This window comes from Gemmatimonas sp., assembly GCF_044345575.1.
GTDB lineage: Bacteria > Gemmatimonadota > Gemmatimonadetes > Gemmatimonadales > Gemmatimonadaceae > Gemmatimonas.
The window spans coordinates 1-9,750 of the sequence record NZ_JBIJAW010000110.1; the positions used below are offsets into that span (position 1 = coordinate 1).

Annotated in this window: 11 protein-coding genes and 1 tRNA gene; 10 read left to right on the plus strand and 2 right to left on the minus strand. The window is 66.6% G+C overall.

Features of this window, described 5'->3' with window-relative positions:
• Positions 1 to 129 precede the first annotated feature (129 nt).
• The 5 genes from ACIQ6O_RS08390 (at position 130) to ACIQ6O_RS08410 (ending at position 2,596) form a co-directional block, all read left to right on the plus strand.
• The gene (locus tag ACIQ6O_RS08390; RefSeq protein WP_396207330.1) at positions 130 to 1,074 is read left to right on the plus strand and encodes a rhomboid family intramembrane serine protease; all 945 of its coding nucleotides are present in this window, start codon (positions 130 to 132) and stop codon (positions 1,072 to 1,074) included.
• Between the two features lie 75 nt (positions 1,075 to 1,149).
• Positions 1,150 to 1,539 (plus strand): preQ(1) synthase, encoded by a 390-nt coding sequence (gene queF / locus ACIQ6O_RS08395; RefSeq protein ID WP_396207331.1) that lies wholly within the window; start codon positions 1,150 to 1,152, stop codon positions 1,537 to 1,539.
• A gap of 169 nt (positions 1,540 to 1,708) precedes the next feature.
• Positions 1,709 to 1,781 (plus strand) — tRNA-Phe (locus ACIQ6O_RS08400).
• Between the two features lie 103 nt (positions 1,782 to 1,884).
• Positions 1,885 to 2,175: a type II toxin-antitoxin system RelE/ParE family toxin gene (locus tag ACIQ6O_RS08405; RefSeq protein WP_396207332.1), complete on the plus strand. Its 291-nt coding sequence runs from the start codon at positions 1,885 to 1,887 to the stop codon at positions 2,173 to 2,175.
• Positions 2,176 to 2,224: 49 nt separating this feature from the next.
• Positions 2,225 to 2,596, plus strand: coding sequence for a HigA family addiction module antitoxin (locus tag ACIQ6O_RS08410; RefSeq protein ID WP_396207333.1), 372 nt, complete (start codon positions 2,225 to 2,227; stop codon positions 2,594 to 2,596).
• A gap of 36 nt (positions 2,597 to 2,632) precedes the next feature.
• Here the strand turns inward: ACIQ6O_RS08410 and ACIQ6O_RS08415 are convergent, their stop codons facing one another.
• A complete protein-coding gene (locus ACIQ6O_RS08415) occupies positions 2,633 to 3,157 on the minus strand; it encodes a GNAT family N-acetyltransferase (RefSeq protein ID WP_396207334.1) in 525 nt (174 codons plus the stop codon).
• Entirely contained in the window at positions 3,154 to 5,247 is a 2,094-nt protein-coding gene (locus ACIQ6O_RS08420) for a S9 family peptidase (RefSeq protein WP_396207335.1), read from the minus strand. Before ACIQ6O_RS08420 ends, ACIQ6O_RS08415 begins: the two co-directional genes overlap by 4 nt.
• A 310-nt stretch (positions 5,248 to 5,557) precedes the next feature.
• Between ACIQ6O_RS08420 and ACIQ6O_RS08425 the strand changes: the two genes are divergently transcribed.
• The 5 genes from ACIQ6O_RS08425 (at position 5,558) to ACIQ6O_RS08445 (ending at position 9,614) form a co-directional block, all read left to right on the plus strand.
• Positions 5,558 to 5,887, plus strand: a complete 330-nt coding sequence (locus tag ACIQ6O_RS08425; protein ID WP_396207336.1) for a DHCW motif cupin fold protein — start codon at positions 5,558 to 5,560, stop codon at positions 5,885 to 5,887.
• A 140-nt stretch (positions 5,888 to 6,027) separates the two neighbouring features.
• Entirely contained in the window at positions 6,028 to 7,149 is a 1,122-nt protein-coding gene (locus ACIQ6O_RS08430) for an alpha/beta fold hydrolase (protein ID WP_396207337.1), read from the plus strand.
• 56 nt (positions 7,150 to 7,205) lie between these two features.
• A complete protein-coding gene (locus ACIQ6O_RS08435) occupies positions 7,206 to 8,135 on the plus strand; it encodes a DMT family transporter (protein ID WP_396207338.1) in 930 nt (309 codons plus the stop codon).
• Between the two features lie 30 nt (positions 8,136 to 8,165).
• Positions 8,166 to 9,002 (plus strand): SGNH/GDSL hydrolase family protein, encoded by an 837-nt coding sequence (locus ACIQ6O_RS08440; protein ID WP_396207339.1) that lies wholly within the window; start codon positions 8,166 to 8,168, stop codon positions 9,000 to 9,002.
• Entirely contained in the window at positions 9,003 to 9,614 is a 612-nt protein-coding gene (locus tag ACIQ6O_RS08445; protein WP_396207340.1) for a hypothetical protein, read from the plus strand.
• Positions 9,615 to 9,750: the final 136 nt, after the last annotated feature.

Sequence of the window (9,750 nt, forward strand, 5' to 3'; positions counted from 1 at the left end):
CCACAGGCCGCGGCGGCGGCCGGTGTCTTGTTTCCCGATCTGTGCGAGCGCATCGTGCATCTGGCGCTGGCCAGGCGTGCTGCGGGTGCCGGCCGGGATCGCTGACCGCGTGGTCTTTGTTGAACTGAGATGAGCTACGTCACCTACGACGACTTCGAGTCTTCACGTGGTCCGAGCGCCGTCTACTGGCTGATCGGGCTGTGTGTGGCCGTGTATTTCGTGCAGGCCACGCTCGTGGGCGACGCGAACATGGCCAGCTGGTTGGGCTACGCGTCGGGTGACCTGCAGTCGCGCGCGTTGTGGACGCTCGTCACCTACATGTTCGTGCACGGCGGGCTGGTACACCTGCTGCTCAACATGTGGACGCTGTGGCTGTTCGGGCCGCGCGTGGAGCGGGCGTGGGGCGCGAGCACGTTCACTTGGTATTACCTGTGGTGCGGGCTGGGCGGCTGGGCCTTCCATTACATGTTCCAGCCCAACGGCGGCATCCTCGTGGGGGCGTCGGCGGCCATCCTTGGTGTGGCGGTGGCGTACGCGAGCCGTTGGCCCGACGACGAGGTGCTGTTCTTCGGCGTGGTGCCCATGAAGGTGAAGTGGCTCGTGGTGTTCATGGCGCTCATCAACATCACCATGACGGTGCTCGACGGCGGCAGCGCGGGGGGCACGGCGTACGCGGCGCACTTCGGCGGCATGGTGGCGGGGTGGATCTACCTGCGCGCGCCCAACGTGGGCACCCTCGATCGCTTCCGCAGCCGCATGGTGCAGGCGCCCGACTATGGCGACGAGCCGCCGCGCGCGGTGCCCAAGTCGAGCCGGCCGCGCGAACGTGAAACGCGCGAGCGTGAGACCGACGACATCGTGGCGCAGAGCAAGGCGGCGATGGCGCGCGTGCGCCCGGCGCCCAAGCCGCAGCCCAAGCCGAAACCGGCGCCTGCGCCGGCCCCGGTGCCGGTGGCCAGCACGGCGCTCGACGCGGTGCTCGACAAGATCGCGGCTACGGGGATCGACAGTCTCACGCCAGCCGAGCGGCTGATGCTCGACGACTGGAGCAAGCGACTCCGCGAACCGTCGTGAGTCGTTGATCGTTGTTTCTTCCAGCGGGCGCCCACGCGGCGCCCGTTTTCGTTCCGGCTCATTTACGTTTCAGACATGCCCAAGCCACAACTGCTGGAAACCTTTCCGAATCCGTATGCGGACCGGAAGTACGAGATCTACATGGAGACCGACGAATTCACGTCGCTGTGCCCATTGGGCGGCGTGGAGACGGACGCGGTCGAGCTGAAGTTGCTGGAGGGGGGTGCACCCGACTTCGCGACGATCAAGATCACGTACTGGCCGGCCGAACAGTGCCTCGAGCTGAAGAGCCTGAAGCTGTATTTCTGGAGCTATCGGAACGACGGCATCTTCTACGAGCGCGCGGTGAACCACATCCTCGATGATCTCGTGGCGGCGTGCCAACCGCACGCGCTCACGGTGGTGGGGGACTTCAACGTGCGCGGCGGGCTCAAGAGCATCATCACGGCGAAGTACGAGCGGTAACGGCGGGAAGCGGCTGGGGAAACGCGCGGACACGGAGCTCGCCGAGGGTGGTGAGGGCACGGAGGCGGTCCGGCGGAGAGGGAACTGCTCGGCCGGGGTGGGTTCCTTTCCGTGTGGGCCGGGCTATATTCCGTGACTCTGGTGGAGCGGGTCTCCCGCACCCCTGGACGGCTTGGTAGCTCAGTTGGTAGAGCAGCGGACTGAAAATCCGCGTGTCGGCGGTTCGATTCCGTCCCAAGCCACTGAATACACCGAAGCGGCGCCCTGACTTGGTCGGGGCGCCGCTTTGTGTTTCGGGGAGTCGGACCAGTTTACACGCTATATGTATAGTATATACATTCAAGTGTGATCCAGTCCTTTTTCGACCAAGGCACTGCCGACCTCTTCGCGGGGAAACACACCAAGGCCAACCGACCCGCGGTGGCGCTCTGGTCTGTGGCTCGCCGCAAGCTCTCGGCGCTCGATGCGGCTGTGGCGCTGGACGACCTGCGCAACCCACCGGGTAACCACTTGGAGCCTCTGAAAGGCGATCGAAAGGGGCAGCACTCGATCAGCGTCAATGATCGGTATCGCCTATGCTTTGTTTGGACCACTGAGGGGCCCACGCGTGTCGAGTTAACCGATTACCACGCATGACGACCCGTGTACGACGACCGCGCATCACTGACCACACGCCTTCACGCCCATGACCACCAAGCCGATGCAGACGCTCATTCCCCGCCCACGGGTCGAGCAGATGGCGGAGCCGCCGGCTCATCCGGGTGAAGTGCTGCGCGAGGATTTCCTTGTACCGCTCGGCATGACGCAAACTGCCTTTGCCGCGCGGTTGGGCATTTCGCTCCAGCGGCTGAACGATCTGCTGTGCGGACGTCGCGGCGTGACGGTCGATACAGCACTTCGGCTCGCGCGCGTGCTGGGCACGTCGGCGCAGTTCTGGATCAACCTGCACGACGCACGCGAACTGTGGGAAGCGGTGCATGGCCCCAACGCCGAAGAGATCGAGAAGCTCGAGCCACTGCATCATGACCGAGAGGGTCGCCTGGTCTGGTCGGCTTGACCTCGTGGTGACGGACGGTATGGGGACCCCCGTACGTCACCCCCGGACTATCCGGTACACCACCCGCCGCTCCTCGCGGTCGTTTCTGGTCACGACTTCCTCACGTACGAACGCGCCGCCGATCTTCTCGACGGCCCGTCGTGACCGCCAGTTCTCGGGCCCGATGTGGAACTGCACCGCCTCCACATGGCGAAACGCGTAATCAAGCATCAGCTGCTTGAGCTCACCATTCGTGGCGCCGCCCCAGTACGCCCGCGTGAGAAACGTGTAGCCCACGAAGATCGAGTTCGACTCGGCCTCGTACTCGTAGTAGCGCGATGACCCGATGACGGCGCCGCTCTCCCGGTGCACCACGGTGAACGCGCTCCCGCTCGCCAACGCGCCGACGAAGAAGCCGGTGGTGAACACCTCACGCTGCCATCGGGTGGGCTCGGGGTGCAGCGCCCAGATCTCCGGATCACTCGCGGCCGCGACCAACGGCTCGAGATCATCGGCGACGAGTGGGCGCACCACCAAAGTGGGGCCTTCCAGGGTGGGCTGAAGATCGAATGGATAGCTCATGGCGTCGTCCGCTGCTTCGGCTTCTCGATGAGCCAGTACACCATCCACTGGCGGCTGCGCTCGGCCGCGTCGGCGGCGAGCCAAGGTTCGGTGATGCCGTGACCGCTGCGCGGGTACACGAGGAACTCGGTGGGCACGCCGAGCTTCTTGAGTGACGCGTACCAGATCTGTCCTTCGCTGAGCGGGGTGCGGAAGTCGTTCTCGCCGTGAATGACCAGCGTGGGTGCCTTCACGTTCTCCACGTACGAGATGGGCGAGTTCTTGCGCCACGTCTCACGCTGCTCGTGATACGCGCCGTCGAAGGCGCGCTGCGGCTGGTTGGAGTCGGTAGTGCCGGCCATGGCTTCCCAGCTGGCGATGGACGAGCGCGTCACCCCAGCGGCGAAGAGCTTGGTGCGCGAGGTGAGCCAGTTGGTCATGAAGCCGCCGTAGCTGCCGCCCATCACCCCGAGTCGGGTGCGGTCGATGTCGGGGAAGCGCTTGAGCACTGTCTCCACGCCGGTGATGAAGTCCTCCTCGTCCACAATGCCCCACGCGTTTTGGATGGCATGCTTGAAGGCATTGCCGTAGCCGGTGGAACCGCGCGGATTGAGATAGAAGACGAAGAAGCCCGATGCGGAGAGCTGGTGGAAGCCCGCCGAGAATGCGCTCGTGTACGCCGAGTGCGGCCCGCCGTGGATATTGAGGACCATGGGATAGGAACGCCCGGGCTCATAGCCCACGGGGGCGATCACCCACCCTTCGATCTGCGTGCCGTCACGCACCGTCCAGGTGACGTGCTGCGCCGGCTGCCGCGCGATGCGCGTGAGCAGCGAGTCGTTGAACGCCGAGACACGCACTTCACCGGCACCGGTGCGGTCGGCCACGAACACGTCGGCCGGCGCCACGGGTGACGTGGCGCTGTACGCCATGAACCGGCCACTCGCGGACACGGATACATCGTCGAGCACGCGATCGCCGCTCGTGACCTGGCGCACGGTGCCACCCGCGGCCGGCACTTCGTACACATGGGCGTTGCCCTGTACGGTGGCGGTGAAGCGGATATAGCGGCCATCGGGACTCCACGATGGGGCGGCGGCGGTACGTCCCCACGAGGCGGTGAGATTCCGCGAGGCGCCGCGCGCGATGCCCCGCGCGTCGATGTCGACCACATGCAGCTCGGTCTCCGCGTTCCACGCCGCCGTGTTGAGGAAGGCGAGCTTGGTACCGTCAGGGGAGATGGCTGGCGCACTCACGCCACCGGGGATATCGAGCACCTGCATCGGCGTACCGCCGTCGACGGGCACCACGAAGATGCGTGTGGTGGGATCGAGATTGAGGTCGTCGTCCTCGCGCGGGTTTGCCGCGTACACGAAGTACGCGCCATTGGGCGCCCACTCGAACGCACCGACATTATGCGGCAGCGACGTGACCTGCTTGGCGGTACCCCCCGACGAGGTTACGACGAACAGCTGTCGCTTGGGCACGAGCTCGGGGTGCGGCAGGAAATTGAACGTCCCATCGCGCTTGTAGCGCAGATGCGTGATCTGGTAGCCGTCGAAGCGCTCGGCGTCGAGCGGCTTGGTGATGCCGTTGGGGGCAATGCGGAGCGCCTTGGCCGATGGCTTCTCCTTGCGCTCGGGCTCCGCGGTGTACGCGATGAACTTGCCGTCGGGTGACCATACGGGACTGCCACGCACGCCCTCGATGCGATAGGCCTCGCCGCCGAGTCCTCCGACTCGCAGAAACCAGGTGGAGGCGTCCTCGTCACCGCGGCGCGAGGTGAAGCCGATCACCGCGCCGTCGGGGGACCAGCGCGGTGCGCTGGAGTTGCGCGTGGGATCGGTGAAGCGGACCGCGTCGCCGACCGGCCTGCCGTCGCGCAGCGCCCGGACCCAGAGAGCGGTGCTGCGATTGTTGGCCTTCTCGTTGACGGTGGTCACGGTAAAGGCCACGTGCGCAGCGGTGGGCGAGAGGGCCACGTCGCCCACACTCACGAGACGCATGGCGTCCTTCGGCGTGAGCCCACGGGACTGCGCGTGGACTGGCGAGGCGCTCGTCCCGATGGCGATGAGCGCGAGGATGCTGAAGCGAAGTGGCGTACGGAGCACGTCTCCCCCGGAGATGGTGATGGCGAACGCGGGAACGTACCGCCGGTTCCGCCGAGTGGTGAGGGGATGCGGGGGCGGCACGTTTCGCGCAACACCGGCGACCGATTGCGGGGGGTGAGCCGGTACGCGCCAACGAACTGCCGGCGATCGGCGTCAGTGCAGTGGGTCGCCGATCCGCGCTTCTCCCACTTTCCCGCCAGATGACCCGTCTCGATGGCGTACTCGACGAGCCGGTGTACACGGTGGTGAAGATCAGCCGGTTGTTCCGGTACTGAGAGCAATTCCGTGTGTCAATCGATCTGAGGCCACTGTGCACCTTACCAACATTCCCTTTGCGACGGTCGACTGGGCGAGCATCGAACCCACGGTGCATCCGGGCGAGCGTGGCGTCGCGCATTGGCGGACGCAGCACGCCGGTGACATACGCGTGCGCATGGTCGAGTACTCGCCCGGCTATCGCGCCGACCACTGGTGCGCGAAGGGGCACATCCTCTTTGTGCTGGACGGCGTGCTGGACACGGAGCTCGCCGATGGCCGTACCGTTCGGCTCACCGCCGGCATGAGCTATCAGGTGGCCGACGACACAATGCCACACCGTTCCACCACAGCCGACGGCGCGCGCCTCTTCATCGTGGATTGAATGCCATCGACGCTGTGCGCTCGTTCTTGACGGATGCGCCGGCCGGCAACGGCTTGGACACGACCCTCACACGTCGGCCCGGCCGGGCTCACGGCAGCCTACCACCTAACATTGTCCGTGCTTTCTTCGGAGATGTCCTGATGCGCCACCGCCAATGCAGAGGCTTCGCGCTCGGCGTGTTGTTCGCGGCGCTGCACTCCACGATTGGTGTCCGCCCTGCCCGCGCACAGTCGGCGCCGCCAACGCCCACCGTACCCACCACGGCGCGCGATTCCGTGGCCGCGCGTCTGGGCGAATTGCGGCGCATCCACACGCCCGATGGCATCGAGCGCCTCGAGCCGGTGACGATCGACGGCACCACGCAGTGGGTGTCGATCCGCGGCAAGCATCGGTCCAACCCGGTGATCGTGATGATTCACGGCGGACCGGGCACGCCCACCATGTCGATGGCGTGGGCCTATCAGGCGCCGTGGGAGGACTTCTTCACGGTGGTGCACTACGACCAGCGCGGCGTGGGGAAGAACGCCGTGAGCGCCGATCGCGCCGCACTCGCGCCGACGCTCACCTTCGACCGCCTCGTGGGTGACGCGGAGGCGATGGTGGCGTGGGTGCGTCAGCAGCTTGGCGTGGAGAAGGTGATCGTGATGGGCTACTCGTATGGCACGATGATCGGCATGGCGCTCGCCGATCGTCGACCGGAGTGGCTGCACTCCTACGTGGGCGTGGGGCAAGTGAGCGGCAGTGGTGAGGACTACCTGTACACGCGGCTTCGCCAGCTGGCCGTGGCCGCGAACAATCGCGACGCGCTGCGCGAGCTGGATTCCATCGCGCCGTATCCACGCCCCGGCGCGCCGGTGACGTCCGTGCTGCTCACGCGAAAGTGGGCGCGCGTGTTCAATGGCGGCTGGTACGGCAAGCCCACCTTCGATCTGCTGTTCGCCTTGCCCGAATGGGCGCCGGAGTACACGAGCGCCGATATCGCGGCGCAGACGGCGGCCACGCAGTGGACCACCCGCACGCTGGTGGGGCGTGGCGCGTCTCCGCTCCCAACAAAGTTCAAGGTGCCGGTGGTGGTGATGCAGGGGAAACACGACTTGCACACCCCCTACGAGCCGGCGCGTGACTACGTGGCGCGTATCGAGGCGCCGACGAAGCACTTCGTGACGCTCGGCTGGTCGGCGCACGTGCCCATGCTCGAGGAGCCGGGACGGTTTCTGCAGATCCTGCTGGACACGGTGCGGCCACTCGCGACCGGGCGCTGAGCGGAAATCTCCCGCGGCGACTGGCTTCTGCCGGCGCACCCTGTCATATCCCGCAGGTGTCCGCGCCACCCACTTCCACGCCGAGCCTCCATGGCCACGCCACTGCCTCCCGCGCGGCGTTGGCGGCGAGTGCAGCCAGCATCTTCTTCGGGGCGTCGGTGGTGGCCACGCGCTACGTGGTGCCGCAAACGACACCCGTGGTGCTGGCCTTCGTGCGCTACGTGGTGGCCACGTCGTGCCTGCTGGTGGTACTGGGGCGGCGCGCCTTTCCGGTGATGCCCGGGCGCGACCGGCTGCAGGTGGCCCTGCTCGGCGTACTCTTCTTCGGCGTGTTTCCGTGGAGCTTCAGCGCGTCGCTCACGCATCTGCCGACGGCGCAGGTGGCGCTGATTGCGGCCACGAATCCGCTCGTGACGCTCGCGCTGTCGGTGTGGCGCGGTATCGAACCGCTGCGTACCCGCACCATCCTGGGGCAAATCCTCGCCTTTGCGGGGCTCGCGGTGGCGCTCGTCCCAACGGGTGACGCCACCACGGGGGTGTCGAACCCGCTCGTCGGGTATCTCGAAATCGGGACCACGGCGTTGTGCGGCGCGACCTATAACGTGTGGTCGAGGCCGCTGCTCGCACGGTACGATGCGCTGGCGATTACCGCGCAATCGATGCTGGCTGGCACGGTGGCGCTGGCGCCGCTCGCGCTCGCGCAGGGGTTGTTCTCGCGCCTCCCCATGGTGACGCCGTTGGGATGGGCCGCTGTGCTCTTCCTCGGCATCTTCGGCGGGGCGGTCGGGTTCGGCTTGTGGATCTGGGCCCTGCGCCACTCCACGCCCTCACGGGTCGCGGTGTTTCTCGCCCTCAATCCCATCACCGCCATCACGCTGGGGGTCGTCCTGCTCGGTGAGTCCGCCGGGGTGCGGCTCTTCGTGGCGCTGGCGATGGTGATTGCCGGGATCCAACTCGCGTCGAAGAAGGCACGCGCCTCCGACTAGATTGTGCGCGAACCCTCCTTCTCTCAGATCATGACCGTTCGTCTTGCGCGTCCCGTGGTGCTGGGTGCCCTCGTGTGGGGTGTGCTGCTCCGTACGTCGGCTCTCGGTGCTCAGCAGCCGGCGTCGCCCACGCCCGCCGTGGCGGCAGCGCATGCGCCGCTGCGCATCCTGTGGATCGGCAACAGCTACACCTATGTAAACGATCTGCCGCGTACGCTCACGCTGCTGGCGCTCGCCGCGGGGGAGAATCGTGTGCCGGCGATCACCACCGTGCTCAAGGGTGGTCAGTTCTTGCGCGGTCACACGGCACGCCGCGATATGTCCGAGCTGCTCGGGCAACGTTGGGACTACGTGGTGCTGCAGGACCAGAGTCTCGCGCCCATCCAGCAACCGGATACGGTGCTCAAGTACGGCACCCAACTGGGCAACATGGCGCGCAAGGCGGGTTCGAAGATTCTGCTCTATGTGACCTGGCCGCGCCGCGACACGCCGCAGACCAGCGGCACGATTGCCGCCACGTACGCGAAACTCGCGGACTCGCTCGGCGCGACACTGGTACCCGTCGGCGCCGCGTGGACGGCTATGCGCGAGGAATCGCCGGCCAGCGAGTTGTACATCGACGACGGCAGTCATCCGTCGCCGATCGGTACCTATCTCGCGGCGAGCGTGTTCTACCGCGTGCTGTACGGCAAGTCGGTGCTTGGCTTGCCGCCGCAGGCCTTCACGGTGCGCGGAAATCGCTACGTGTCGGACACGCTCCCCATGGCCGTCACTCCGCTCACGCTGTCACCCGCGGAAGTGTCGGCGGCGCAGCGGTCGGCCGAACGGGCCATGCAGGCGTCGCGCGCCGGCTCGAGCAGCAAGTAAGTGCGCGTTGCCATTGTAGGTGGGCCCGGCATCGGCAAGAGCACACTCGTGCGTCAGTTGGGCGACTTGTATCGCAACGGCTCGTACGGCGAAGGTGAGCAGGGCGTGTGGGACCCGCGGGTGCTCGCCGACATCGAGGCGGGACACAACCCCGTGGGCGTGACAGCGTACTTCGCCCGGCTGTACGATGCGAACTACCGGTACGCCGCGAAGCACGACGAGCCCGGCGCCGTGGTGCTCATCGAGGGCGCGCAGATCACGCTCGAAGCGCACATCGCGGAGTATCCGCCGGAGACCCATGCGGCGTTGCGCGGTGTGGTGACGATGGGCGCTACGTGGCAACCCGATTGCACCATCGTGCTCACCTCGGGCACCGATACGATCGAGAAGCACATCCGCATGCGGCGCCGTCCGCACGAGGAAGTGGAGCGCATGGTGGAGCGCTTCCGCCTCATCGACGCGGAGTTCCGTCGCCTCGCGCCGCAATATCCCGGGGCCGTGGTGGTGGAGCGCGACGGCATGGAGTTCCACACACGCGAGGGGCTGCTCGCGGTGGCGCAGGCGGCCGGGTTGCCGCCCTTCCCCGAAATTCCCTACGAACAGCTCGGCTGACGATTACCGGCTGACGACTACCGGTTGACGACTACCGCTTCACGGGCGTGTGCTTCCAAACGAGGCGTGCCCCAGTGGCGGGATCGAGTCCTGACACGAGGGTGCTTTCGAGGGCCGGCGTGCTCACGGTCACGGC

Bases quoted from the DNA above. Each gene is read 5' to 3' on its own strand.
- ACIQ6O_RS08390 (WP_396207330.1), top strand. From the start codon at position 130: ATGAGCTACGTCACCTACGACGACTTCGAGTCTTCACGTGGTCCGAGC.
- queF (WP_396207331.1), top strand. From the start codon at position 1,150: ATGCCCAAGCCACAACTGCTGGAAACCTTTCCGAATCCGTATGCGGAC.
- ACIQ6O_RS08410 (WP_396207333.1), top strand. From the start codon at position 2,225: ATGACCACCAAGCCGATGCAGACGCTCATTCCCCGCCCACGGGTCGAG.
- ACIQ6O_RS08415 (WP_396207334.1), bottom strand. From the start codon at position 3,157: ATGAGCTATCCATTCGATCTTCAGCCCACCCTGGAAGGCCCCACTTTG.
- ACIQ6O_RS08430 (WP_396207337.1), top strand. From the start codon at position 6,028: ATGCGCCACCGCCAATGCAGAGGCTTCGCGCTCGGCGTGTTGTTCGCG.
- ACIQ6O_RS08440 (WP_396207339.1), top strand. From the start codon at position 8,166: ATGACCGTTCGTCTTGCGCGTCCCGTGGTGCTGGGTGCCCTCGTGTGG.